Genomic DNA, 24,423 nt, shown 5'->3' with positions numbered 1-24,423 from the left:
CAACCGTCAGGTCGACCCGCTCATCAGCGACTTGCTGCCGGCACGAGCCGGATCAGTCGCTGTCCACTCCGGCGACGGAACGACGTGCCGTACGCCGGCCCGCGTAGCGTTCCTTGCGGTTGTCGGCCTTCACCATCTGCTGCCGTTCCTTGATGCAGGCGCGGACATTGCACCCCGCACAGCAGGTGTGGCCGAACAGCAGCATGCTGGGGTCTTCCCACCGGCAGCGGGTGCCGCTGTCCTCCTGCGTCGGGTGCGGCGGCAGATCACAGGCACCGTAACGGTGATCGTGGACCGGCCGGGGGTGGTGTTCCGCATGGCGCACCCACAGCGGCTTCGTCTTGTCCGTACGGGACATCTCGTTCCTTCCGGAACCGCCGCCCGTGCTCCCGGACTTTCCGGGCGGGCGGCCAGGTTCGGAATGTCACCGCGACCCCCTCCTTCCTTTGTCCGCAGCACCTGCCGGGCGGAATCCGGCGCCCCGTCGGGTGGCGGTGTTTCCCGCTGGAAACACCGAGAGCCACCACGCTTTCAAGGGTTCGGCGCGGACGGCACTTTAGGGCACGGTCCACGGGAACGACATCTCTTTTCGGGCCTCGACGCGGGGGTCGGGTCCGGCGCAGGCGAGCCGAGTCCTAGCGGCCGAGGGCCCTGCGGAGCTCTTCCTTGGTCATGTGGGAGCGGCCGTCGATGTGCTTCTTCTTGGCCTCCTCGTACAGCTGGTCCTTCGTCGGGCCCTGAGGCCCGCTGCGGGAGCGTTCGCCGCCGCGCCGGGAGGCGGATTTGGGGTCGCGGGTGGAGACCTTGCCGGCGGACTGCGCCTCACCGGAGCGGGCGCGTTCCTTGTTCACGGTGCGTGCCGCGATCTCCTTGGCGCGCTTCTCCGAGACGCCGTGCTCCAGCGCGTTCTCCTTGATGTGCTCGTACTGCCGCTCACGCTTCTTGTCCGAACCTGCCGGCATGGTGCCGCTCCTTGTCGAATGGGGCGTTTGCCTGTGCCGAAGGTCGCCTACCCACAGCCGGGCGCGTCCACCGGCGGTGGCCGTGCATCTACCACTCCACTGCCAACGGGCGCGGTGCGCGACATGGGAGAGCCGACCAGGCAGCGTCCGCGCAGCCAGATGGTGGAGCGATGCGGCGGAGGGGCCTGACGCCCTTGCCCGGCGGTGCGGGCGCCACCAGCGGATTCCGGCCGGGCCTGCGCGGGGCGCCGGCGGCCGCTGGGCGGGCGGGTGAGGCGGTCGGACCGTAGCGTGAGGGGGCGGAGCCGGCGGCGCGGAGAAGGGCAGGGAGACGGCGGCGATGTCAGGGATCAATTACGCGGCACTGTTCGCCGCCACGCCGAGCCCCTACCTGGTGCTGGGGCAGGACCTGGTGATCGTGGAAGTCAACCAGGCCTACCTGGACGCGACCCGGCGCACCAGGGACGACCTGATCGGGCGGCATGTTTTCGACGCCTTCCCGGACAACCCCGCCGATCCCGAGGCCGACGGCGTAAAGAACCTGAATGCCTCGCTGCACCGGGTCCTGACCTCGCGTGAGCCCGACACGATGGCCCTCCAGAAGTACGACATCCCGCTCATGGGCAGGCCCGGGGCGTTCGAGGAGCGCTGGTGGTCCCCGGTGAATACGCCGATCCTCGGGCCGGACGGCGCGGTGGCGTGGATCATTCACCGGGTCGAGGATGTGACCGCGTTCGTCCAGGCCCGGGCCGGCGGCGACCGGCCGCCGACCGGGCAGCTCACCGAGCGTGAGGCCCTGGAGGCCGAGCTGTACGCCAGGGCGCGCGAGCTCCAGCGGCTGAACGAGGAGCTGCGCCAGGCCCACACCCGTGAGCGTCAGGTGGCCGTCACCCTCCAGGAGGCCATGCTCCAGTCACCGGATCTGGCCCGGCACCGGGAGGTCGCGGTGCGCTATCTGCCCGCCGCCGGATCGCTGAATGTGTGCGGCGACTGGTACGACATGGTCGACCTGCCCGACGGGCGCTTCGCGGTGGCGGTCGGCGACGTCGTCGGGCACGGTCTGGAGGCCGCCGCGGCGATGGGCATGCTGCGCAGTGCCCTGAGCGCCGCGATCCGCGCCCTGGAGCGGCCGGCCCAGGCGCTGGAGGTGCTGGGGCTGTATGCCCGATCGGTCGAGGGCGCGCTGAACACCACCGCCGTCAAAGCGCTGGTGGATCCCCGCAGCCGCCTGATCATCTACAGCAACGCGGGGCATCCGCCCCCGATCCTGGTGCATGCGGACGGCAGCTATGACCTGCTGGACCAGGCCACCGACCCGCCCTTGGGCGCCCGGCCCCAGCACGTGCCCCGCCCTCAGGCCGGTCTGGCCTACTTCCCCGGGGACACCCTCGTGCTGTACACCGATGGGCTGATCGAACGCCGTGACGAGGACATCGACGCCGGGCTCTCCCGGCTGACCGAGGCGCTCAGCAGCTTCCGGGCCCTGAGCCCGGAACGCCTGGCCGACGCGCTGCTCGCCCACCTCGGTCTCACCGGTGGTGCCCGGGACGACATCGCCTTGATCATCACCCGGTTGTGACGGCCGCCCGCCGTGGGCCGCGCGGCGGCGCATGGTGAAGCCGCAGGTGGGGGTGGGTCAGCGGTCGGCGATGTCCTCACGGAGGCCGTCGGAGAACTCCCACCACGAAAGGGGGAGCCAGTCGCCGTTCACGAAGGCATCGACAGTCGCACCACGACCACGGACCGTAACCGTGGTACCAGGCGGGTAGGTGGTGCCGGACAGGCCGGGCACCGGGACGAGCAAAGTCCCGAGGCGCTGTGCTGCCACGTGTCACCCTCCTCATTCACTGCTCGGTGCGACATTGCGATGCCAGAAAGTGGATATTCCCTCTTACATTAGCGGCTTGCCCCGCCCAGCAGACCGGAGAATCATGAGTGATAGCTCACGTCAAAGGGGTGGGGAATCCATGCGCACTCTTCGCTGAGCGGGAGGTGGCAGCAATGAAAGCCGTCGTCTACAAAGGACCGTTCGAAGTAGCGGTCGAGAATGTCGACAAGCCCGGCATCCAGCATCCCAACGAGGCGATCGTACGGGTCACCTCCACCGCGATCTGCGGCTCGGACCTGCATATGTACGAAGGGCGTACGGCAGCCGAGCCGGGCATCGTCTTCGGGCACGAGAACATGGGAATCATCGAGGAGCTCGGCCAGGGCGTCACCTCCCTCAAGGAGGGAGACCGGGTGGTCATGCCCTTCAATGTCGCCTGTGGATTCTGCGACAATTGCGTCGAGGGATTCACGGGATTCTGTCAGACCGTCAATCCCGGATTTGCGGGCGGCGCTTACGGCTATGTCGCCATGGGCCCCTGGTCGGGCGGCCAGGCCGAATACCTGCGCGTGCCCTACGCCGACTTCAATTGCCTGAAGCTGCCACCGGGAAACGAGCACGAAACCGACTTCATCCTGCTCGCCGACATCTTCCCCACCGGCTACCACGGCTGCGAACTCGCCCAGGTACGCCCCGGGGAGAACGTCGCGGTGTACGGCGGCGGACCGGTCGGGCTGATGGCCGCCTACTCGGCGCTGCTGCGCGGCGCGAGCAAGGTCTTCGTCGTGGACCGGGTGCCCGAGCGGCTGGCAAAGGCCGAGGAGATCGGCGCGGTGCCGATCAACTTCGCCGAGGGTGACCCTGTGCAGCAGATCAAGGATCAGACCGAGGGCGTCGGCACGGACAAGGGCGTGGACGCCGTCGGCTACCAGGCGATGGCGCACGGCGCGGCACGCGAGGAGCCGGCAACCGTGCTGAACTCGCTCGTCGACACGGTCCGCGCCACCGGAGCCCTGGGCGTACCCGGCCTGTACGTGCCGGCGGATCCGGGCGGCCCGGACGAGCAGGCGAAGCGGGGCATGCTGCTGGTGTCGATCGGCAAGCTCTTCGAGAAGGGCCTGCGGATGGGTACGGGGCAGTGCAATGTGAAGCGCTACAACCGGTTCCTGCGCGACATGATCATCGAGGGCCGGGCGAAGCCGAGCTTCGTGGTCTCGCACGACCTGCCCCTGGACCAGGCCCCCTCGGCGTACGACAAGTTCGACAAGCGGATCGAGGGGTACACCAAGGTCGTCCTGCATCCGTAGACCTCGCGAGAGAACGGCGTCCGCCGCACCCGCCGGTACCGGCCCGAGGCGGCGGACGTTGCCAGGGGGCCGCCTCGGGCCTGCCTGGAGGCGGTGGCGGCGCTCCGGCAGACCGCGACATGCGCGTCAGCGCAACGCTTCAGCCGCCACCCCGAGGTCCGAGACGAGCCCGGCGTACGCGGCCTCGCGCTCCGTGGACCGCAGGATCGCCGCGGGATGGAGCGTGGCCACGACCAGCCCGTTGCCGCCGTCGGCCGCGCTTCGTGAGGCGGGCCGGTCCCCCGCCGGCAGCGGGATGAGGGTGCCGCGGTCCTTCGTCACCCGGAACGACTGCCCGAGGAGCGCCTTGCCCGCCGTCGCACCGAGCGCGACGACAACCTCGGGGTCGACGAGCTGCAGTTCGGCGGTCAGCCAGGGGCGGCAGGCGGTGAGTTCCCGGAGCGACGGCGGCTTGTGGATGCGGCGCTTGCCCCGCTCGGCCAGGGTGAATTTGAAATGCTTGACCGCATTGGTGAAATACGCCTGCCGTTCGTCGAGACCGGCTTCTCGCATGGCCTTTCTCAGGAGATGCCCGGCCGGCCCGACGAACGGCTCCCCCGCCCGGTCCTCCTGATCACCGGGTTGCTCGCCGACGAGCATGAGGCGCGCTGAGGCACTCCCCGAGCCGAAGACGGTGCCGGAGGCATCCAGAAACAGCGGGCACCCCTGGCAGTCCGCCGCGGCACGCCGATGCGCGGGCAGACCACCTCGTCGGGGCAGATACGGGGTGGCGTCGTAATCCTGGCCGGCCGTTTCGGCGTCGCGTTCCGTCTTCGCTGTCATCGCCCTGCTTCTCTCACCGGCCGCGCAGCCGGCCAGGCGCCCGTAGAAACCCGTCTGTCCGTTCGCCCGGCGCTATGTCTCGTCCTCCATGCGAATCACCTTCTTGAGATCCTCCGCCGCCTCGCCCCCCTGGCCTTCCCGGGACTCCAGCAGGGCGGCTGCCAAGGCGTCGAGCTTCCGCTGGATCGCATGTTCCGCGCGGAGCTCGGAATTCTTCAGCAAGGCGAGGAGGAGCAGCGTCACCGCCGTTATCAAATCCCCCACCAGCAGCTGCCATCCCAGCGACAGACCCGCGAAATGGACGGCCAGAAAGAGCGCGATCAGAGCGAGGCAGACCACGAAGAAGGCGGGAGAGCTGGTGAAATGTGAGGATTTCCGGGCCAGTTCGGCGAACCGCCCCCGTTGACTTCCGCCCCTTTCCACGGGGTGACGAAGGGTCATGGCACCTGGATACTCACGCGGCGGCAACGGCGTACCACGCCATGCCGAAGGCACCGCCGTTTTTCACTTGAACAGCGACCCTTCACCTTGAACAGCGGCGCTTCACTTGAACAGCGACGCTTCACTCGAACTGCGACGGGTGCCGCCGCGCCGGCGGCCCGCCCGGCGATCGTGGCGGAGGTGCGCCCCTCAGCCGCGGCGCCGCGAGTCGATGCCGTTGCCCTTCAGCTCGTGGGGCTTGCGCCGGTGGCCCGTCCGGGGCAGTTCCTCGGGCTCGCGGCTCTCCATGGAATCGCCGACCGGTTGGCCGTCCGGCAGCCGGGGCTGTGACTCAGGGTGGGGTGGGCCCGGTTCGCGGGACCTGATGCGCCGTCCCCATGCGAAGGCCGCGATCAGCAGGGCGACGACGAGGACGCCCACGAGCGTGAACAGGACGCCGCTCGTGCCGTGCGGAGCGGCCAGATGTGCGTACGGATGCGTGGCTTCCCTCAGCAGATTCTCCATGCGGGGCGGGTACCCGGCATGGAACGGGACACGCACCGGGGGCAGGCAGAGCGGGCCTCGGCGCGCTCCCCTCCGCCGCGGTGTCATCAGCCGCGGTGTCATCAGCCGCGCTCCCGGCCTCCGCGGTCCCGGCCGCCCGGAACGGACCGGTTGCTCGTCTGTTCCGGGCGGTCGTTGCGAGCCGCGTCGGGGGGGACCAACTCCCCTCTCGCGCGCCTTACTTCACGTCGAGGAAGTCACCCGTGGAGGTCACCGACGGGGTCGTCGAGGTGCCGGCGAAGGTGTAGCGCCAGGTGCCGTCGGCGGACGCCTTCACGGTCGTCTTCAGGTTGCCACGGCTGTCCGAGGTCACCGTCTTGACCGTGCTGTAGCTGCTGGCACCCGTCTTGCGGAACTGGAGCTGTACGGGCTGCTGGGTGTAGCCCGCGTACGTGTCGGTGTCCCAGTTGGCGCGGGTCAGGGCGCCGGTGACCGTGACGGTCTTGCCCTTCGCCACGGGCTCGGGCGAGGCGTTGGTGGTCAGCCGGGAGGCCCGCTTGACCCAGGAGGACTTGTAGGTGTCCTTGGTGACGTAGTCGCCGTCCTTGCCCACGGCGGACGCGAACACATGCCACCGGCCGGCGAGTATGTTGCCGTAGACGGTGGACTTCGGGTCGGCGACGAGGGTGACCGAGCAGGTGGCGGTCGTGGCGTTGACCGTCTTGCAGGTGCCGTGGTCGACGCCCGGGGTCATGGCGCCGTCGACACCGTCCTTGAGGTCGGTGCCGTGCCACAGGAACGCGTAGCCGTCGTAGATGCCGGCCGGGTCGGTGGCGGTCACCGAGACGGTGTACGTCTTCTTCAGGCTGGTGCCGACGACGATGTCCTTGCCGCCGTTGACGGTGACGTTTGTGATCTTGGTGTCGCCCTGCGCGTCGTCCGCCATGGTCTTGGCGGGAGACTGCGCGATGAACGGCGAGAGCTGCGCCTTGGCGGCGCGGGCGCCCGGGGCGTCCACGGCCTGTGCGGCCGGGACGGTGAGGGCGGAGAGGGCCAGGGCGCCGGACAGTGCGGCAACAGTGGCTCGAGTGCGCATGTATTCCTCGGAAGGGAAGGGGCCCCTCGGCGTCAAACGCTGTCGACGGGACCCGAATCGGTCTGGAGTCCGGTGACTCCGCAGACCAGACCCGGGACAGATGTGAATGGTTGTACATCTGCGTGGAGTTTTCGTGAACACCTGTCAGGGAGGCGCGGAGCGGGGGCGGCGGCCAGCTGTGGGGACGGCGGCCCAGTCGCGCGGACGGCGGCGGGGCCCGCTGCCCCCGGGCCGGAACTCACGCCCGCGTCTCCACTCACTTCCCTGCCGACAGCACCGCCCCGGCCACCAGTGTGCGCAGTGCGGCCAACGCCTGTGCGGGGTCGACCCGTTCGGGCGCGAGCAGCCACTGCTGGTGGATGCCGATGCCGGCGCCGATGATCGTGACGGCCAGCGTCTCGGCGGACAGCCCGGGTGGCAGCGGCAGCCGTTCCAGCCAGCGCCGGCAGTGGTCGCGCAGGGTGTGGTGGATCTCGACATAGCGGCCGTGGATCGGGGAGCCCGGTTCCAGCGCCTCCACCAGGAGTGTGACGAAGAGTTTGGTGGTGGGCTGGGCGAACAGGGCGCCGGCGCCGCCCATCAGACGGTCGAAGTCCGCCGCCACTTCTTCCGGCGCCGCCCCCTCCGCCGGCTCCTCGGCGAGGTCTGCCCGGATCAGGTCCACCGAGCGTTCGAGGACGGCCAGCAGGAGACCTTCTTTGCTGCCGAAGTGCCAGGGGATCGATCCCCGGCTGATGCCGGACCGCTCGGCGACGTCGGCGAACGTGGTCTGCCGGTAGCCCTTCGCCGCGAACAGCTCCGCCGCCGCCCTGAGGATCAGCTCGCTGCTCTCGTGACTGGTCTGCTCTCGTCGCGTTGTCACGACACCTCCTCTGTGCTAGCAATAATATTCTATGCTGGCCAACACAGGGAGGTCATGTTGCGTTTCGTCACCTACGCCACAGCGGACGGCGACCGGGCCGGCGTCCTCAACGGCGACCTGATCCATGCGTTACCGGAAGGCACCTCCCTCGTCGAACTGCTCGGCCCCACGCTGCGGCAGACCGGCGAGCGCGCCCTCACCGAGCCCACCGAGGTCGTCGCGCTCGCCGACGTCACACTCAAAGCCCCGCTCCCCAGACCCCCGTCCCTCCGGGACTGCCTCTGCTTCCTCGACCACCTGCGCGCCTGCCGCAAGGCCGTCGGCGCCCCGGAAGCGCTGGAACGGGCCTGGTACCAGATCCCCGCCTTCTACTTCGCCAACCCCGCCACCGTCCTCGGTCCGTACGACGAGGTGCCCATCTCGCCCGGCAGCGCCTGGTTCGACTTCGAGCTGGAGATCGGTGCCGTGATCGGCACCGCGGGCCGCGATCTGACGCCCGCACAGGCCGAAGGCCATATCGCCGGCTACACCCTCCTCTGTGACTGGAGCGCCCGCGACCTCCAGGCTCTGGAGGGCCAGCTCAAGATCGGCCAGGCAAAGGGCAAGGACGGTGCGACCACGCTCGGGCCGTGGCTGGTCACGCCGGACGAGCTGCCCTTCGGTCCGGACGGCAGACTTGCGCTCCAGGTGCGGGCCGAGGTCAACGGCGAGCCGGTCGGTGCGGGCCGTACCGATGCCATGGACTGGTCCTTCGGCGAAGTCATCTCCTACGCCTCCCGGGGAGTCGGGCTCCAGCCGGGAGATGTCTTCGGCTCCGGCACCGTTCCCGGCTGCTGTCTGCTGGAACACCTCGACTTCGGCGACCTCACGGCGTTCCGCGGCTGGCTCAAGGACGGCGATGTGGTGTCGCTGCGCGCCGAGGGGCTGGGCGAGGTGCGGCAGACCGTGCGGGCCGGCGCGCCTCCCCATCCGCTCGCCGCCCGGCCCGATCCGACAGCGCCGCCCCGACGGCCGCGGGTCAACCCGGCTGTCTCCGTCCTGCCGTACACCAAGGGCCTGCATCAGGTCGGTGACGGTGTCTGGGCGTGGCTGCTGCCCGACGGCGGGTACGGCTGGAGCAACGCCGGGCTCATCGCGGGCGATGGCGCCTCCCTGCTGGTCGATACGCTCTACGACCTGCCGCTCACCGCCGAGATGCTCTCGGGCATGCGGCCGGTGACGGATCAACACCCGCTGAGCCATGCCGTGCTCACCCATGCCAACGGCGACCACACCCACGGCGGCCAGCTGCTTCCCGACTCGGCGTGCGTCATCGCCGCCGAGGGAACGGCACACGAGATGCGCACCGAGATGGCGCCCGAACTGACCACGGCCCTCCAGGTCATGGATCTCGGGCCGACGCTCACGCCGTATCTGCGCGACCGCTTCGGTCGGTTCGACTTCGGCGGCATCCGGCTGCGCACTCCCGACCGGACCTTCGCACGGCGGCTCACCGTCGACGTGGGCGGTCGCGAGGTACGGCTGCTCAATCTCGGGCCCGCCCACACCGAGGCCGACACGGTGGTGCACCTTCCTGACGCGGGGGTGCTCTTCGCGGGCGATCTGCTGTTCACCGGGTGCACCCCGATCGTATGGTGCGGCCCGCTCGCCAACTGGATCGCCGCCTGCGACGCGATGCTCGGCCTCGGCGCGTCGACGGTGGTGCCGGGGCACGGCCCGGTGACGGACGCCGACGGGATCCGCGCCGTCCGCGACTACTTCGGCCATATCGTCGAACGGGCCGACGCCGCCTACGCCAGGGGCCTCGACTTCCAGGAGGCGGCCTTCGGGGTCGATCTGGCCGAGTACGCCGACTGGCTGGACGCCGAACGCGTCGTGGTCAACATCTACCGGCGCTACCGCGAGATCCACGCCGACCAGCCCGTACTCGACAGATTCGCCCTGTTCGGCCTGATGGCCGAATGGGACCGGCGCCGGCAGTCCCCGGCCCCACGGAAAGCGGTCCACCGATGAGAATCCCGAACTCCGCCCATCTCTCCCGTCCCTGGCGGATCCACGCCCTGACCTCCGACTTCCGACTGGAGGACGTATGGGCGCTGCCGACGCCCGGTGGGCCTGACGACCTCACCCGGCTGGTGCGGCAAATGGCCTCCGGCAGCGGGCGATTCTCCGGCGCCACCCGCGCACTCTTCGCGCTGCGCTGGAAGCTGGGGTCGCTGCTCGGCTGGGACCGGCCCGGCTCCGGCCTCGGCGCACGGGTGCCGACGCTGCGCGACAGATTGCCGACGGATCTCCGTGCCGCCCCGCCCGGACCCGGCTTCCGCGCGCTCCCGCTCACCCCCGTCTATCTGACGGACAACGAGTGGGCGGCGGAGGTGGCCAACCGGACCGTGCATGCGGTGATGCACATCGGCTGGGTCCCGGACGAATCCGGCGGCCACCGCGGTCAGATGGCTGTCCTGGTGAAGCCGAACGGGCTGTTCGGGAGGGCCTACATGGCCGCGATCCGGCCACTGCGGCATCTGATCGTGGATCCGGCGCTGATGCGGATGATCGGGCGTGCCTGGCAGAACCAGAACCAGGACCAGAACCAATACCAGGACCAGAACCAGAACCGGGCCGAGGACCAGCGGGCGGGATGACCGCGTGGAGCCAGGGCCCGCGCCCTGGACTCCGGTTCCCGTCGGCGCCCCGGTACCAGACCCACCACCAAGCAACACCGATCAACACCAAGGAGAGAATGATGAAGGTAGCCATGGTCGCGCACCACTATCCGCACGCTGCTCACCGTGCGGAGTTCATCGCACGCGTCCGTCAGGTCGCCGAGGTGTTCCGGGGGACTCCCGGGTGTCTGTCGGCGGACTGCTGGGAGTCCGCCGACGCGGTCGTTTCGATCGTGCAGTGGGAGTCCGAGGAAGCCTCCGCCACGTCGTTCGCCGCCGTCATGTCGGCAGGACTGGACCTCGCCTTCGACGAGCGCGAATCACGCCCGCGCGAGATCGTCCGGCTGGCGGCCTGCTGACCCCACCGCACCCCTGTCGACGTGCGGTCACCGCAGGTGCGTTCACCGCCCCAGGTGCGTCGCGCTAGTCCTCATGACCGGCCGGCGGCATCGCGGTGCCGCCCCGGCAGCCGGTGAAGGTGGCGTTCGGGCAGAAGGCGTCGAAGCCCATCTCGAAGCGGGCGAAGGCTTCCCAGGCCGCCGTCCGGACCGAGGTGTATTCGGCGCTGGTCAGCAGGCCACCCTTCATCGCCTTGAAGGCGCGCAGGATGGCGTCGCGGGCGACGAGGAAGGAGGGGTTCTTCGGCGTGAGCTTCATGCCGTCGACGACCGCCTGCCATGTCACCTGGTAGCCCCGCTCCTTGTCGTTGAGCGCGGTGGTGACCTTGCGGGTCAGTTCCATGAGTGCCGCGCACCAGATCTCACCGACGTCATGGACTTCCTGGTAGCTCAGGTCGCTGTTGCCGGCGCCCGCGACCTCTCCCGGCCCCTTGCCGATGTCTCCGAAGGCGCCGGGGTACTGCGAGTCGTAGGGCCGCTGCCGGATGCCCTGCGACCGGTTGACGACCCAGTTGCCCAGTACGGCGCGCTCTTGGGGGTTCGAGAAGTTCCTGGTGCTGAGGGCGAAGTAGTCGCCCCAGCCCTCGCCCATCGCGACCGACTGGTCCTCCTCCAGTCCGTTCGCGTCGAACAGGCCCCCGACGAGACGGTTCGACACCCCGTGGCAGAACTCGTGGAGGACGACGTCGAAGTCGTCGGCCGTGTGGCGGCCGGTGCCGGTGACCAGGCCCATGTTCATCACGGCTTCCAGGCCGTCCGCCCGGGTGGCCATGTTGGCCGTCCCGAACACCGCTCCGGGGTGTGCGAGTGCCTGGACCGGGTCTGCTCCCTTCCCCAGGCCCGTCACGTTCGTGGTCTGGAAGTTGCCCTGGTCCTCCGTGAAGCCGAGCATCATGAAGAGGTCGTGGGCGAAATTGCAGAAGTAGAAGATGTTGGTGACGAATTGCTCGGGACTGTCCTGTGCGGGGTCGAAGAGGCTGTTGCCCTCGTCATCGACGATGACCTCGACGGGGCGGTGGGTCGTCCCGTTGAGCGCGCGGACGTTGTTGCCCTCGGTCGAGACCTTCCCCTGGTGCGACTTCGCCCAGGGCAGCGGGAAGCCGGCGGGCAGTCCGCTGGGTACCGCGGTCGGATAGTCGTCCGTCGGCAGCGGGAACGGGACGGTGTCGAAGGTGCTCTCGGCCGGGTTGCGCCGGAAGACCCGTCCGGCGACCGCGTGCCGGACCGTGTCGTAGAAGTAGAGGATCTCGGGCTCGTCCGGGTTCTGCGTCCGGTCGTCGGCCTCGACGAAGGCGTGGTACTGGGCGGCCAGTTTCTCCCGGGAGATGGTGAACATCCAGGTGAGGCGGGCATCGTCGCCCATGTACAGGTAGACGAGCCGGGCCGGGACGGCTTCCTCGAACGGCCCCTTGCTGAACGTCATCGGCTGGTCGTTCCGTGCCTGGTGCGAGAGGCGCTCGAAGCCGGCCGATATGTCGAGCCGCGGGAGTTCGTCGTCGCCGAAGACTCCGCGGAGCGTGGTCGGCTCGGCGGCCTTCGCGGCCGCCACCCGCAGCGCCACCTCGGCCGGGACGGTCGGCCTGGACGGCAGGTCCGCCGGTGCGCTCACCGTGTCGCCGATGACCCGGTCGACCGTGCCGTCCTTGTGCAGCCACACCTTCGGCGCCATGGCCCACACCTCGATGCCGTTGAGCACCTGCTGGAGGCTCACGACGCGCAGGCCCTCGCTCGTCGTCACCACATTCGGGTCGGCCTCGAACTCCGCCGGCTCACCGGCCGCGAAGCCGATCGCCTCGGCGACCGAGGTGACGTACTGCTTGGCCTGGGCGATATAGCCGGTGTCGGGCATCGGCACCGACTCGTCCAGGCCGGTGAAAGCAGGCGCACCGGTCACCCGTAGCTCCGTCAGATGGCCGGTGAAGCGGTTCACCTTGCTGCGGTCCGCCTCAAGGGTGTGGTCGACCTCCGCCGCCACTCGTTCGGTGTGGGCGAGGAAGGCGTCGGCTTCGGCGACATTGGCCAAGCGGTCGTAGGTCTTGTTCCGCTTGTCGATCAGTACGCTCATGGCGTGCTCCTTGTGCGGGTTCAGAGGCCCGCGAGCGTGAGTGCCGCCGCCGCGACCGTGCGGGCGATCCCGGCGGCGTAGTCCGTGTCGTGGTCCTCGTCGAGGAGGGTGTCGCCCGGCATGTGGTACTGCCGGGTGCCGGTCGCGGGGGCCGTGTCGTCGAAGAAGTTCTCGCAGACGGCGGCGGCTGCCCAACCGCGTTCATGGAAGCTCGCGTGATCGCTCCGCCCGGCGGCCGGATCGCCGGCGCCCGCGAGGGACTGGAGCGAGAAGTCGGCTGCGAGCGCCGGGGCGGCTTGGGCGACGAGTCCTCCGAGCGCGTCGGAGGCGCCCACGACCGGGCCGGGGACCGACGAGCCGGTGTGGATCTCCATCGTGCGGGTACCGCCGCGGAAGCCCGCGATCATGTCCATCTGGAGCACGCCGGCGATCCGGTCTCCGGCCGCGGCCGCCGCGCGCGCATAGGCCTTGCTGCCGACCATGCCCTGTTCCTCGGCGTTGAAGAGGACGAAGCGCAGCGTCCGCGCCGGGGCCCTGCCGTCGGCGATCATCGCGCTCAGGCACTCGGCCGCGGCCAGGACCGCCGCCGTACCGCTCCCGTCGTCGTCGGCTCCGGGTGCCGGGTCGCGGGCGGGGTCATAGGGGCGCGGCCGGCCGCTGCTGTCGAAGAACTCGCCGCGGGCCGCGGTCGAGTCGAGATGTGCGGTGACGAGTACGGCGGAGTCCGCTCCCGCGACGGGGAACTCCGCCTCGACGTTGGAGAGCCGGCGCCCGTGCCACGAGAACTCATGCCGTCGGACCGTGAGGCCGAGGTCATGGAACCGGCGGGCGAGCGCGCTGACGACGAGGGGGTTGTCCGGACTCGACGCGTCGCGGCTGCGTACCGTCAGCGGTTCGCCCTCCACGAGCGGGTCCACACCGGAGATACGGGCGACGTGGCCGCTCAGGGCCGCGGGGGTGATGGCCGCGCGGACCGCGGCAATGGTCTCCGGGGAGGGCACCCCGTTCGTGAACTCCTCGCCGAATCCCCGGACTTGGACCTCCCCCGGCCGGGAGAGCAGAGCCGGGTCGGGAAGCAGCCGCTCGGTGTGGCCGGGTTTCGCCCCTGCGGGGTGCAGGTCTTCGACGGGGGTGCCGGCCGCGGCGGCGATATAGACGCCGCCCGGGGCCGGGCCGAGCGGGACGATGGACCGTTCCGGCTCGTCGAGTGCGCTCGCGAGGAAGTCGAAGGCCGCCGCAGCGCGCATGGTGGCCTCCGCCGTCGCCTTGGCGTCCGCCGAGACCTCCGTGAACGCCTCCGGGAGCGAGACCGGGCGGTCGTCGCGCATCAGAAAGGCCGTGGTCTCCGCCACCTGTCCCCGGAGGTCGGCCGGGAAGCCGCCCTGCTCCAGCGCGTTCACCCCGCGCGCACTCGCCATGACGAGGACGAGGTGGGGGGAGGCCACATGGACCGGAACGACTTCGGCGGCATTCGCGATCGTCTCCAGGTCGGCCAGGCTCCGGTCGGCCGGCACCTCGATCCTCGCCCAGAACACCGGGCGGCCCTCGACGGCGGCGAGCGCGAAAACCGGGTGGGCGGCAGCCCGCATTCCGGCTTCGCGGGCGAACGCACGCTCCTCCGGGGCTTCGCCGACGAATACGCAGTCATCGGCCGGGACGCCCGCACTCGCCACCGCATCGTCGAAGATCCCGCGAGCGGTCTTCGGGCCCCAGTGCAGGAGACTCTCGTCCGTGAAGCGTCCCGGGAAGGCCGTCTGCAAGGCCGCTGCCAGGCGGGCACGTGCGGCCTCCCCGGGGCCCGGGTTCGAGATAATGCCTCTCCGCAGACCCGCCACCGCATCGAGAACCTCGAAGACGCGGGGTCGCGGGTGGAGAGTGAGGGACTCGTCGGCCCCGATGCTCGCATCCGCGAGCGTTTCACCGATATCGAAGAGCAGCACGGGCATCTCGGCGCCTCCAAAAGAGAGCGCGCCCCCGGAACGGGGCTCCGCGGTGCCCCGAAACAAGGCCCCGTGTTCGTGGGGCGTGCAAGGCGGGTGGCGGCTGCGGCTGCGTGCGCGCCGCTACGGAATCCCCGCCTCTTCCATTGTCCGCGGGGTGCTGCCTGCGCGCATCCTGAGCGGGAAGCCGGCGGCCTTCGCGGCCATGACGGCGCTCGTAGCTCCCCCATGACACCTGGTCAGGCGCAGCTTCCGGGGACAGACCGATGACCGTGCCGGCCTTCATGATCTGTCGGCTGACCTTCACGATCCGCCGACATGCACTCCCCGTGCACGCATGCAAGTCTGGTACCGGCTCATCGTTCGAGATCCGCCAGGAGGCACGATCGTGGGCAAGAAACAGAGCCGGCAGAATCGCGGCGCCCGCACCGGCGGCCATGAACACAGCACCGTCTCGGAGGCGAAGGGGAAGACGAAGTCCTCGGCCCCGCAGGAGCCGGAGCAGTCGATGTCGAAGCATGTGGCGCATAAGGCGCAGCGGAAGTTCGGCCACAACTGACGTCCGGCGACCGGCCGCAGCCTGCTGACCCTCAAGAAGCCGGCCGAACGGGCGGGCGCCGCCCAGGCCCGTCGACCGCATGCGGCAGTCGATCGCATGCGGCTATCGGCCCGGCACCGCCGGTGGCCCCTCGGGCGGGAAGTCCTCCCCTTCGTACGCCGCCAGCGCGATATGGCGCCTCTCCAGCACCTCGCCGAGGTCCTCGGGTTCCAGCCGTTCCTTCGCCAGTTTCATCCGGGCCTTGGCCTCGACCGAGGCCCATGCCTGCCGGGCACGCTTGTTGGCCACCCGCCGGTTGTCCGCCCGGAGGAAGCCGGCGCCGGCCGCGCACCCCGCGGCGGTCAGCGCCACCAATGCCGCGGGAATGCGGGCGTCCACCGAGGCCAGACCCGCCGCTCCGGAGACACCGGCGAGGAGCGCCGCCGGGAACCCGAGCGCGATATCGGTCTTGGCCCAGAAATCTGCTCTGCGATGCGCGAGGTCCTTCTGCCGCAGCGCTTCCGCACATAACCGCTCCACCTCGGCGCGCAGCCGACCGGAGGGCTCGTTCCAGGAGGGGGACGCGGGTGGTCCGGCAGCGGAAGTGGCCATGACTGGATTCCAACACAGCGGAAACTCAAGGGACTTGTGCGAGCATGCACAGACTTGCGGGGCGCCCGTGGTGGGCTCTCGACAGATCAGCCGGGGCGGGGGCGGGGCCGCCTCTCTGATGGGCGCTTCGGGTTCCCGTGCGGTCGGCCCCCGGGTGGCTACGGTGGGGATCCGCCGGTGTGTCACCGGCGGACGGGTGGCCGACCGGCGCGTCGCTGCCGCCCGGAGCCCGAGGAAAGGTGCGGACATGACGAGCGTGCACGGTGGCCCCCTGGACATCCCCACCCCGGACGGCGTCGCCGACGGCTATCTCGCTCACCCCGACGACGGCACACCGCATCCCGGTGTGCTGCTGTACATGGACGCCTTCGGACTGCGCCCCACGCTGAAGGAGCTGGCCAGGCGGCTGGCCGGGCACGGCTACACGGCGCTGGTGCCCAACGTCATGTACCGCGCCGGGCGGGCACCCGTGGTCGACCTGCCGGACTTCATCGGCCCCTCGGAGGCGCCGGAGGTCTTCGAGCGGCTCTCCCCGATCATGCGGGAGCTCACCCCCGAGCGGGCGATGCGGGACGCCGGTGCCTATCTCGACTGGCTGGCCGCCTCGCCCCTGGTCACCGACGGCCCGGTGGGCACGACCGGCTACTGCATGGGCGGTGTGCTCGGGATCCGCACCGCCGCGGCCTACCCCGACCGCATCGGCGCCGCGGCCTCGTTCCACGCCGGCCACCTGGTCACCGATGCCGAGGACAGCCCGCACCGGCTCGCCGGCCGCTGCACGGCGGAGCTGTACTTCGGCCACGCCGACCACGATCACTCGATGCCGGCCGACCAGATCGCGCGCTTGGAGCGGGCCCTGGACGCCGACGGCGTGACCTACCGCAGCGAGCTGTACGAAGGCGCCCGGCACGGCTACACCCAGACCGACACCGCCGCGTACAACTCCGAGGCGGACCAGCGCCATTGGCGCAATCTGCTGGAGCTCTTCGGTCGCCGGCTCTGACGCGTCCCTCCCGTTCCCCGGGATCGTCAACGCTTCAACCGGCCCTGCCCGGCGGCCCCGAGGCGCAGGCCGTCAACTGGAGGGGGCCATGGCACCGTGTTAGCGTGAAGATATCCGTACCAAACGGACTATTGCCCGCTTTCCTGGCCTCTCCAGAGGGAGATGGTGACCATGGCGCGGGATCCTCTGTTCCACGCATCCGGGACCGGCACCGGGGCCCATGGAAGCGCGGGGAGTTCCCCAGGGACCGGTGGACGGACGGCCACCGTCAGAAACAACGTGGACTGGGACGGCCTTCGCCGGCGGATGGAGGGAGTGCTGCTGCGGCCGGGCGATGCCGGGTTCGAGAGCGCCAGGAAGCTGTTCAATCCGCTCAATGACGACCGGGTGCCCGCGGCGGTGGCGCAGTGTGCGTCGGTGGCCGATGTCCGCGAGGCGGTGCTGGCGGCCGCGCACCGGGTCCCGCTGGCGGCCCGCAGCGGGGGGCACTCGTACGTCGGCTACTCAGCACCGCCCGGCGGTCTGACCATTGACCTCCGGCGTCTGTCGGCCGTGCAGGTCCGGCCGGACGGCACCGCCACCATCGGCGCCGGGGCCACCTTGGGGGCCATCTACACCGCACTCGGAAAGGCCAACCGCTGTATGCCCGGCGGCTCTTGTTTCACCGTCGGCATCTCCGGGGTGGCCCTGGGTGGCGGAATCGGTGTGCTGCAGCGCAAGTTCGGGCTCACCTGTGACCATCTGGTGTCCGCCGAGGTCGTCACCGCGGACGGCAGGACGCTGACCGCCTCGGCCACCCAGGAGCCGAATCTGTTCTGGGCCCTGCGCGGCGGTGGCGGAGGCAACTTCGGAGTGGTCACGCAGTTCACCTTCGCGACCGACCCGGCTCCGGCGCTGACGGTGTTCGTGTTGGACTTCGGGGCGGGGAACGTGAAGAAGGTGCTGGCCGGATGGCAGCCGTGGATCACGGCCGCGCCGCGCGAGATGTGGGCCAACCTCAATGTGTCGGGCGGGACCAAACCGGGCTGCAAGGTGGCCGGCTGCTTCGTCGGGCCCAGCAGCGCCTGCAATACCCTGCTGAACGACCTGATCGCGCGCGCCACGGTGCGGCCCACCCAGCGAAGGGTCGAGGACCGCGACTACTTCAAGGCCATGCGCTTCTTCTCCGGCAGTCCCGACCGGCAATCGTTCGTCGCCTCGTCGCGGATCCTCGCCACGCACACCGCCAACCCGGGCGGCGTCGAGACCCTGCTCAAGAACCGCCCCGGGATGGCGCTGATCCTCGACGCACTCGGTGGTGCGGTGGCCGATGTCGACGTCCAGCAGACCGCCTTCCCGCATCGCAAGGCCTTCGCCACCGCGCAGATCTACGCCAACGCGACGGCGGCGTCCGAAGCCGCGGTGACGAGCAGCGTCGGCCAGGTCGTGGCGGGCCTCGCCGACCTGGGCATCAAGGACGGTTACGTGAACTACATCGACCCGGCCCTCCCCGACTGGGGCACGGCCTACTACGGCCCCAATCTGGCGCGGCTGCGCTCGGTCGCGTACGAGTACGACCCGGACAAGGTCTTCGACTTCCCGCAAGCGGTCACCCGGGCGTGAGCAGCAACCCTGATGACGCACCGACTCCCCCGCCGGCCACCGCCGGCGAGGGCGCCGTGTCCCGCCAGGAGTTCGACGCGCTGTTCGCGGCGGTCCGCACCTGGGGCCGCTGGGCCGCCGCCGACCGCGGGGCCTGGAACCGGGTGACGCCGGAGCAGGTACGACGGGCGGCCGCGCTGGTCCGGTCCGGCACCCTCGTCCCGATGGCGCGCCCCTGGGACACGGCACCCGGCCCGGACAACAACAAGCCCGCCCTGCACTACATGTCCGACCTCGGTGATGTCGAGCCCCCGGAACCCGCCACACACAAGGACTTCATCGCCGTCGACTACCACGGCAAGGCCGTCAGTCATCTGGACGCGCTGTCCCATGTCGCCTATCGCGGGCAGCTCTACGAGGGCCGCGCGGCGCAGGAGTGCATCGATGCCGGAGGGGCGCGGTTCGGTGCCGTGTCGGCGCTGGGGCCGCTGGTGACCAGGGGCGTGCTGCTCGATCTGCCCACCGTGTTCGGAGTCCCCTGGCTGGAGCCCGGACGGGCGGTGCACGCGGCGGACCTCGTCGCCGCGGAGCAGGCACTGGAGGTGACGATCGGCGAGGGTGACGCGGTGCTGCTCCGGTCCGGCAGCCTCCGCCGCCGTCAGGAACGGGGTGCCTGGAACACCGGCGCGGCGAGTGCGGGCCTGCATGTGGACGCGATGCCCCTGCTGGCTGAGCGCGGCATCGCGCTGCTCGGCGGCGACGGCGACAGCGACGTACGCCCCTCGCCGGTCGACGGTCTGCACTCCCCGGTGCATGCGCTCGCGGTCGCCGCGATGGGCGTGCCGCTCCTGGACAACCTCGACCTGGAGGCGCTCTCCGCGGCGAGCGCCGGGACGGGCCGTTACGAGTTCCTACTCCTGGTAGCTCCCCTGAACATCCCCGGCGGCACCGGCTCGCCGGTCAGTCCGGTCGCGGTCCTGTGACGGCCGGCGGGTGCCGGGCCACGTCCCGGGCGACCGGCTGGAGTACGGTTCACGGCCATGATCACCGCGCTGTCCCGGCCCTGATCTCCGCACGTCGGACCGTGTGACCGTGTCCCGGCATGCACCCGCGGCGACGGCTCTCTTCCGGGCCGTGATCGGCGCCGCCATATGTACAAAGCTCTACAATTGGATCAAAGGGGATGAGCTGCTCCGACGTACGGGTGGCCATCGCGGCATGCACCCCTATGGGAAGTGATGGGGATGGGGCTGGCGGGAGAGGACCACGGTCCCGCACGCGCCCGTGAGCAATTCCTTCGTGGTGGGCCGGTCGAGGGAGCGGTCCGGAGCCCGATCCTGGATTCGTGGCAGCGCTCCCGGTCACTGGGGCTCACCCCGGACGGCTGCGAACTTCCCTACAGCGCGGACCTCGATCTGGACGGCCGGCTCGTCCGCGCCGCGGTGCCCGTACTGGACCGGCTGCAGAGTCGGTTCGCGGGCCGGAACATGAATGTGTCGCTCGCCGACGGCCGCGGTGCGGTGCTGCAACGCCGCTTCGGCGAACCCTCCCTGGTGCGGCACCTGGCCGCGATCCAGAGCGTCCCGGGCTTCGTGTTCGCCGAGCGGTTCGGCGGCACGAACGGGATCGGGCTGGCGCTCGCGGAACGGCAGCTGATCACTGTCTACGGGGCCGAGCACTTCGCCGAACGCTCACAGTCCAACGCCTGTGCCGCAATTCCCGTACGGGACCTGCTCAGTGGCCGTATTGAAGGAGTGCTCTGCTTCGGCTACCCGCTCACCGACGCGGACGCCGCGCTGAACACCGTGATCCGCAAGGCCGCCGGCGCCATCGAACGGCGGCTGCTGGAGCAGAGTTCGACGCGGGAGCGGGCGTTGCTGGAGGCGTACCTCGAAGCCAGGCGCCGTGCGCCGAGCGGCGATACCAGCGGCAACGGGCAGCTGGGCGAGCTCGCCGAGAGCGGGCTGGACTGGCGGGACCAGATGATCCTGAAGGAGAAGGCCACCGAACTGATCACCTCGGCCCAGCGGGCCGCCGTCGAGGTGTCGCTGCCCGGCGGCCGGCGGGTCACCTTGCTGAGCCGTCCCGTGACGAGCGCCTCCGGGGTGGAGGGGATCGCCATCGAAGCGGTCCTCCCGTCGACCCACCAGCGCTTTGCCGTACCCGCCGGCGCCGGAACACCCTCCGCCACCCCGGCGGAGCAGGCCCTCACACCCGCCATGCCGCTGCCCGAGCAGCTTCCCGACGCCGGATCCGGCCCGGCGGTGGTGAGGGCCCGCAGTCCCGGCACGCCCCATGCGCCCGGCCTCCCCGGCGCCGCCGGTCACACCGCGCCCGACACGGCGACCAGTGGGCTGGTGCTGCTGGGTGAGCCGGAGGTGGGGAAGTACGCCGTGGCGGCCCGGCGCCGCCTGGAGCTGCTGTCGGAGGCCAGCACCCGCATCGGCACCACCCTGGACGTGAGCCGGACCGCCCGGGAGCTCGCCGAGATGGCCGTACCGCGGCTGGCCGACTTCGTCACCATCGACCTGCCCGAGGCGGTGCTGCGCGGCGAGGAACCGGCCGACCCGCGCTCCGGCCTGCACCGCACGGTCGTCCACGGAATTCGCGACGACTGCCCCTTCTACCCCGCCGGCGAGCCGGTAGCGCTTCGCCCGACGACGCCCCAGCTCCGCTGTCTGGCCGCCGGGGAGCCGGTCCTGGAGCCCGATCTACGGGCCGCCACCGGGTGGATCGGGCAGGATCCCGGGCACGCCCAGCGGCTCCTGGACCACCACGTCCACTCGCTCATCGCCGTCCCCCTCCTCGCCCGTGGCATCGCCCTGGGCGTGGCGAGCTTCTACCGCTCGACCGATCCGGCCCCCTTCGGCGACGACGACCGTTCGCTGGCCCAGGAACTCGCCACGCGCGCGGCCATCTGCATTGACAACGCCCGCCGTTACACCCGCGAACACACCATGGTCCTCGCGTTGCAGCGCAGCCTGCTGCCGCACAGCTTCCCCGAACAGAACGCCGTCGAGATCGCCCACCGCTATCTGCCCGCCGCGTCCGGGGTCGGCGGAGACTGGTTCGATGTCATTCCGCTGTCCGGCACCCGTACCGCCCTGATCGTCGGGGATGTCGTCGGTCATGGGATGCACGCCGCCGCCACCATGGGCCGACTGCGGATCGCCGCGCGCAACTTCGCCGAACTGGACCTGGGCCCGGACGAGGTCCTCACCCACCTCGACAAGCTCGTGGGCCGCCTCGACCGGGACGAGGACACCGCGGAGGCCGCCACCGCCGGCCCCGGCATCATCGGCGCCACCTGTCTGTACGCCATCTATGACCCCACCTCCCAGCAGTGTGTGATGGCCCGGTCCGGCCACCCCCCGCCCGCGATCGTCCACCCCGACGGCTCGGTGACGTTCCCCGACCTGCCCGCGGGCCCGCCACTGGGCCTGGGCGGGCTCCCGTTCGAGACCGCCGCGTACCACCTCCCCGAGGGCAGTCAGCTCGTCCTCTACACCGACGGACTCCTCCAGGACCGCCACCGTGACATCGACGCGGCACTCGACCGGCTGCGGCAAGCCGTGGCGCACCCCGACCGCTCGCCCGAGGACACCTGCGAGGCCGTACTCCGGACCGTGGTGCCCCCGCACCCCACCGACGACATCGCCCTGCTCGTCGCCCGCACCCGCGCCCTGGACCCCCAGCGGATCGCCACCTGGGACGTGCCCGCCGACCCCGCGCGCGTCTCCGGCATCCGCGCGGCCGTGACCCGCCGGCTGGCCGAATGGGGGCTGGACGAGGTCGTCTTCGCCACCGAACTCCTGCTCAGCGAGCTGGTCACCAACGCCATCCGTTACGGCACCGAGCCCATCCAGGTACGCCTGCTCCACGACCGCACGCTGATCTGCGAGGTCTCCGACGCCAGCAGCACCGCCCCGCATCTGCGCCGGGCGGCCACCACCGACGAGGGCGGCCGCGGTCTGTTCCTCGTCGCGCAGCTCACCCAGTCCTGGGGCACCCGCTACACGGCCGACGGCAAAATCATCTGGGCCGAGTGCGCCCTGGAGGCTCCCGGCGGGAAGCCCGCCACCGCCGGGGTCTGCTTCGACGACATTCCCGCCATCTGACAGCCCATCCGGCATCCGGGCCGAAGCGGGCCGTAGCATGACCGAAATGTGGTGACCGGGCCGGTAAAGCACCGTCAGGACCGCGCGCCCGGCGCCCGCACCACCGCGAAGCGCCCCGCAGCAGTGTCCTTTCCGTCGGGAAGAACCACGAGGCCGACCCCGGAGAAGTCCGTGCACGACGCTCCTGACCGCACCCCGCCCCCGCGCCACGGCCCGGAGCCTCTCGTCCGCATACGCGGCCTGTGCAAGCACTTCGGCGGCACCCTCGCGCTGGACGCGGTCGACCTCGACATCCATTCCGGCAGCATCCTCGCCCTGCTCGGCCCCAACGGTGCCGGGAAGTCCACCCTCATCAAGGTGCTCGCGGGCGTCCACCACGCGGACGAGGGCGAGGTGACCGTGGCCGGGCACCCGCTCGGCACCGAGGCCGCCTCCCGCACCATGTCCTTCATCCACCAGGACCTGGGGCTGGTCGAGTGGATGACGGTCGCCGAGAACATCGCCCTGGGCACCGGCTACCCACGGCGCGCCGGGCTGCTGTCCTGGCGGCGGACCCGCGCACGGTGCGCCGAGGCCCTGCAGCTCGTCGCCGCGCACCTCGATCCCGACACCGTCCTCGCCGACCTCCCGCGCGCCGAACGCTCCTTGGTGGCCATCGCCCGCGCACTGGCCACCCGGGCCGAGCTGATCGTCCTCGACGAGCCGACCGCCAGCCTCCCGGCAGCGGACTGCACCCGGCTCTTCGAGGTGCTGCACACCCTGCGCGACCAGGGCCACGCCCTCGTCTTCGTCACCCACCGGCTCGACGAGGTGTACAAGGCCGCGGATGTCTTCGCCGTCCTCCGCGACGGCCGCCTCATCAGCCAGGGTCCGCTCGCCGGCCACAGCCCTGCCCGGCTGGTGCACGACATCGTGGGCCAGGAACCGCTCGGCTACGACTTCGCCCCCGCCGCGGGGCCGGCCGTCCTGAGCCTCGACGGCGTACGGACCGAGAACACCGCACCGGTCAGCCTGGAACTGCGCGGCGGGGAGATCCTCGGCATGGTGGGCCTCACCGGCGCCGGCCACATGGAACTGGGCCGCGCCCTGGCCGGCGCCCGGCCGGTCGTCGACGGCCGGGCCCGACTCCACGGCCGGCCGTACGCCCCGGGCTCGGTCACCGACGCCGTCGCCGCCGGAGTCGGCTTCGTGACCAGCAACCGTCAGGAAGAGGGCTGTGCCGCGGAACTGACCGTACGGGAGAACTTCCTGGCCAACCCGCGGGCCGGCGGGCTGACGGCCTGGCACTGGATCAGCCCCCGGCACGAGCGGGCCGAGGCCACCGCCCTGGCCGAGCGGTTCTCGGTCTACCCCCGGGACAGCGAGGCGCCGATCGCCACCCTGTCCGGCGGCAACCAGCAGAAGGTCATGGTCGGCCGGTGGCTGCGGATGCCGCGCGGTCTGCTGATCCTCGAAGAGCCGACCGCCGGGGTGGACGTCGGCGCCAAAACGGCGGTCTACCGGCTGCTCCAGGACGCGCTGGCCGACGGGCTCGCCGTGCTGCTCCTCTCCACCGACTTCGAGGAGGTCGCCGATGTGTGCCACCGCGCCCTGGTGTTCGTCCGCGGGGCGGTGACGGAGGAGCTGAGCGGCAAGGCCCTCACGGTGACCGAGCTGGCCCGCGCCTCGTCGGCCATGGCCGCGCTCACCGGGGAGACGAGCTGA

22 protein-coding genes are annotated in these 24,423 nt (G+C 70.7%); 11 read left to right on the top strand and 11 right to left on the bottom strand.

Annotation, left to right across the window (positions count from 1 at the left end; all coding sequences use genetic code 11):
• Positions 1-52: 52 nt before the first annotated feature.
• Both ACZ4XD_RS23365 and ACZ4XD_RS23360 read right to left on the bottom strand, forming a co-directional pair.
• The gene (locus ACZ4XD_RS23365; RefSeq protein ID WP_468044958.1) at positions 53-358 is read right to left on the bottom strand and encodes a hypothetical protein; all 306 of its coding nucleotides are present in this window, start codon (positions 356-358) and stop codon (positions 53-55) included.
• Positions 359-635: 277 nt separating this feature from the next.
• Positions 636-962 carry a plasmid stabilization protein gene (locus ACZ4XD_RS23360; protein ID WP_468044956.1) on the bottom strand — a complete coding sequence of 109 codons (327 nt, stop codon included), beginning with the start codon at positions 960-962 and terminating at the stop codon, positions 636-638.
• A gap of 340 nt (positions 963-1,302) precedes the next feature.
• Here ACZ4XD_RS23360 and ACZ4XD_RS23355 point away from each other — a divergent pair, with 340 nt between their 5' ends.
• The gene (locus ACZ4XD_RS23355) at positions 1,303-2,541 is read left to right on the top strand and encodes a PP2C family protein-serine/threonine phosphatase (protein WP_468044954.1); all 1,239 of its coding nucleotides are present in this window, start codon (positions 1,303-1,305) and stop codon (positions 2,539-2,541) included.
• 57 nt (positions 2,542-2,598) lie between these two features.
• Here the strand turns inward: ACZ4XD_RS23355 and ACZ4XD_RS23350 are convergent, their stop codons facing one another.
• Positions 2,599-2,790: a hypothetical protein gene (locus ACZ4XD_RS23350; protein ID WP_030931808.1), complete on the bottom strand. Its 192-nt coding sequence runs from the start codon at positions 2,788-2,790 to the stop codon at positions 2,599-2,601.
• A 173-nt stretch (positions 2,791-2,963) separates the two neighbouring features.
• Between ACZ4XD_RS23350 and ACZ4XD_RS23345 the strand changes: the two genes are divergently transcribed.
• Positions 2,964-4,097, top strand: a complete 1,134-nt coding sequence (locus ACZ4XD_RS23345; protein ID WP_468044952.1) for a glutathione-independent formaldehyde dehydrogenase — start codon at positions 2,964-2,966, stop codon at positions 4,095-4,097.
• Between the two features lie 126 nt (positions 4,098-4,223).
• Here the strand turns inward: ACZ4XD_RS23345 and ACZ4XD_RS23340 are convergent, their stop codons facing one another.
• From ACZ4XD_RS23340 to ACZ4XD_RS23320, 5 genes are all read right to left on the bottom strand, one after another.
• Positions 4,224-4,919, bottom strand: a complete 696-nt coding sequence (locus tag ACZ4XD_RS23340; protein ID WP_468044951.1) for a UdgX family uracil-DNA binding protein — start codon at positions 4,917-4,919, stop codon at positions 4,224-4,226.
• 72 nt (positions 4,920-4,991) lie between these two features.
• Positions 4,992-5,360 carry a low affinity iron permease family protein gene (locus ACZ4XD_RS23335; RefSeq protein ID WP_468044950.1) on the bottom strand — a complete coding sequence of 123 codons (369 nt, stop codon included), beginning with the start codon at positions 5,358-5,360 and terminating at the stop codon, positions 4,992-4,994.
• A gap of 189 nt (positions 5,361-5,549) precedes the next feature.
• A complete protein-coding gene (locus ACZ4XD_RS23330) occupies positions 5,550-5,864 on the bottom strand; it encodes a DUF6479 family protein (protein WP_468044949.1) in 315 nt (104 codons plus the stop codon).
• 217 nt (positions 5,865-6,081) lie between these two features.
• Complete coding sequence (locus ACZ4XD_RS23325; protein WP_468044948.1) at positions 6,082-6,939, bottom strand: calcium-binding protein; 858 nt, start codon at positions 6,937-6,939, stop codon at positions 6,082-6,084.
• A 256-nt stretch (positions 6,940-7,195) separates the two neighbouring features.
• A complete protein-coding gene (locus ACZ4XD_RS23320; RefSeq protein WP_468044947.1) occupies positions 7,196-7,801 on the bottom strand; it encodes a TetR/AcrR family transcriptional regulator in 606 nt (201 codons plus the stop codon).
• 54 nt (positions 7,802-7,855) lie between these two features.
• Here ACZ4XD_RS23320 and ACZ4XD_RS23315 point away from each other — a divergent pair, with 54 nt between their 5' ends.
• From ACZ4XD_RS23315 to ACZ4XD_RS23305, 3 genes are all read left to right on the top strand, one after another.
• Positions 7,856-9,814, top strand: a complete 1,959-nt coding sequence (locus ACZ4XD_RS23315; protein WP_468044946.1) for a fumarylacetoacetate hydrolase family protein — start codon at positions 7,856-7,858, stop codon at positions 9,812-9,814.
• Entirely contained in the window at positions 9,811-10,443 is a 633-nt protein-coding gene (locus tag ACZ4XD_RS23310; RefSeq protein WP_468044945.1) for a DUF2867 domain-containing protein, read from the top strand. The genes ACZ4XD_RS23315 and ACZ4XD_RS23310 overlap by 4 nt, the downstream gene beginning before the upstream one ends.
• A 101-nt stretch (positions 10,444-10,544) precedes the next feature.
• Entirely contained in the window at positions 10,545-10,823 is a 279-nt protein-coding gene (locus ACZ4XD_RS23305) for an antibiotic biosynthesis monooxygenase family protein (protein WP_468044944.1), read from the top strand.
• A gap of 64 nt (positions 10,824-10,887) precedes the next feature.
• Here ACZ4XD_RS23305 and ACZ4XD_RS23300 read toward each other — a convergent pair whose 3' ends face one another.
• A complete protein-coding gene (locus ACZ4XD_RS23300; protein WP_468044942.1) occupies positions 10,888-12,927 on the bottom strand; it encodes a M36 family metallopeptidase in 2,040 nt (679 codons plus the stop codon).
• Positions 12,928-12,947: 20 nt separating this feature from the next.
• The gene (locus ACZ4XD_RS23295) at positions 12,948-14,873 is read right to left on the bottom strand and encodes a M20/M25/M40 family metallo-hydrolase (protein ID WP_468044940.1); all 1,926 of its coding nucleotides are present in this window, start codon (positions 14,871-14,873) and stop codon (positions 12,948-12,950) included.
• Between the two features lie 382 nt (positions 14,874-15,255).
• Here ACZ4XD_RS23295 and ACZ4XD_RS23290 point away from each other — a divergent pair, with 382 nt between their 5' ends.
• The gene (locus ACZ4XD_RS23290) at positions 15,256-15,426 is read left to right on the top strand and encodes a hypothetical protein (protein WP_468044938.1); all 171 of its coding nucleotides are present in this window, start codon (positions 15,256-15,258) and stop codon (positions 15,424-15,426) included.
• A 102-nt stretch (positions 15,427-15,528) separates the two neighbouring features.
• Here ACZ4XD_RS23290 and ACZ4XD_RS23285 read toward each other — a convergent pair whose 3' ends face one another.
• Positions 15,529-16,017 (bottom strand): hypothetical protein, encoded by a 489-nt coding sequence (locus ACZ4XD_RS23285; protein WP_468044936.1) that lies wholly within the window; start codon positions 16,015-16,017, stop codon positions 15,529-15,531.
• A 247-nt stretch (positions 16,018-16,264) separates the two neighbouring features.
• On the opposite strand from ACZ4XD_RS23285, the gene ACZ4XD_RS23280 reads away from it, so the two are divergent.
• The 5 genes from ACZ4XD_RS23280 (at position 16,265) to ACZ4XD_RS23260 (ending at position 24,423) form a co-directional block, all read left to right on the top strand.
• Complete coding sequence (locus ACZ4XD_RS23280; protein ID WP_468044934.1) at positions 16,265-17,020, top strand: dienelactone hydrolase family protein; 756 nt, start codon at positions 16,265-16,267, stop codon at positions 17,018-17,020.
• A gap of 279 nt (positions 17,021-17,299) precedes the next feature.
• Positions 17,300-18,622: an FAD-binding oxidoreductase gene (locus ACZ4XD_RS23275; RefSeq protein ID WP_468044932.1), complete on the top strand. Its 1,323-nt coding sequence runs from the start codon at positions 17,300-17,302 to the stop codon at positions 18,620-18,622.
• A complete protein-coding gene (locus tag ACZ4XD_RS23270; RefSeq protein ID WP_468044930.1) occupies positions 18,619-19,584 on the top strand; it encodes a cyclase family protein in 966 nt (321 codons plus the stop codon). Before ACZ4XD_RS23275 ends, ACZ4XD_RS23270 begins: the two co-directional genes overlap by 4 nt.
• Positions 19,585-19,845: 261 nt before the next feature.
• The gene (locus tag ACZ4XD_RS23265) at positions 19,846-22,719 is read left to right on the top strand and encodes a SpoIIE family protein phosphatase (protein WP_468044928.1); all 2,874 of its coding nucleotides are present in this window, start codon (positions 19,846-19,848) and stop codon (positions 22,717-22,719) included.
• Positions 22,720-22,890: 171 nt separating this feature from the next.
• On the top strand, positions 22,891-24,423 hold the full coding sequence (locus ACZ4XD_RS23260) for a sugar ABC transporter ATP-binding protein (protein ID WP_468044926.1): 1,533 nt from the start codon (positions 22,891-22,893) through the stop codon (positions 24,421-24,423).

It is taken from the genome of Streptomyces sp. NPDC029466 (genome assembly GCF_055574515.1).
This window is presented reverse-complemented; position numbering and strand designations above follow the sequence as displayed.

Bases quoted from the DNA above. Each gene is read 5' to 3' on its own strand.
- ACZ4XD_RS23365 (WP_468044958.1), bottom strand. From the start codon at position 358: ATGTCCCGTACGGACAAGACGAAGCCGCTGTGGGTGCGCCATGCGGAA.
- ACZ4XD_RS23360 (WP_468044956.1), bottom strand. From the start codon at position 962: ATGCCGGCAGGTTCGGACAAGAAGCGTGAGCGGCAGTACGAGCACATC.
- ACZ4XD_RS23355 (WP_468044954.1), top strand. From the start codon at position 1,303: ATGTCAGGGATCAATTACGCGGCACTGTTCGCCGCCACGCCGAGCCCC.
- ACZ4XD_RS23345 (WP_468044952.1), top strand. From the start codon at position 2,964: ATGAAAGCCGTCGTCTACAAAGGACCGTTCGAAGTAGCGGTCGAGAAT.
- ACZ4XD_RS23340 (WP_468044951.1), bottom strand. From the start codon at position 4,919: ATGACAGCGAAGACGGAACGCGACGCCGAAACGGCCGGCCAGGATTAC.
- ACZ4XD_RS23335 (WP_468044950.1), bottom strand. From the start codon at position 5,360: ATGACCCTTCGTCACCCCGTGGAAAGGGGCGGAAGTCAACGGGGGCGG.
- ACZ4XD_RS23330 (WP_468044949.1), bottom strand. From the start codon at position 5,864: ATGGAGAATCTGCTGAGGGAAGCCACGCATCCGTACGCACATCTGGCC.
- ACZ4XD_RS23325 (WP_468044948.1), bottom strand. From the start codon at position 6,939: ATGCGCACTCGAGCCACTGTTGCCGCACTGTCCGGCGCCCTGGCCCTC.
- ACZ4XD_RS23315 (WP_468044946.1), top strand. From the start codon at position 7,856: ATGTTGCGTTTCGTCACCTACGCCACAGCGGACGGCGACCGGGCCGGC.
- ACZ4XD_RS23310 (WP_468044945.1), top strand. From the start codon at position 9,811: ATGAGAATCCCGAACTCCGCCCATCTCTCCCGTCCCTGGCGGATCCAC.
- ACZ4XD_RS23305 (WP_468044944.1), top strand. From the start codon at position 10,545: ATGAAGGTAGCCATGGTCGCGCACCACTATCCGCACGCTGCTCACCGT.
- ACZ4XD_RS23300 (WP_468044942.1), bottom strand. From the start codon at position 12,927: ATGAGCGTACTGATCGACAAGCGGAACAAGACCTACGACCGCTTGGCC.
- ACZ4XD_RS23295 (WP_468044940.1), bottom strand. From the start codon at position 14,873: ATGCCCGTGCTGCTCTTCGATATCGGTGAAACGCTCGCGGATGCGAGC.
- ACZ4XD_RS23285 (WP_468044936.1), bottom strand. From the start codon at position 16,017: ATGGCCACTTCCGCTGCCGGACCACCCGCGTCCCCCTCCTGGAACGAG.
- ACZ4XD_RS23280 (WP_468044934.1), top strand. From the start codon at position 16,265: ATGACGAGCGTGCACGGTGGCCCCCTGGACATCCCCACCCCGGACGGC.
- ACZ4XD_RS23265 (WP_468044928.1), top strand. From the start codon at position 19,846: ATGGGGCTGGCGGGAGAGGACCACGGTCCCGCACGCGCCCGTGAGCAA.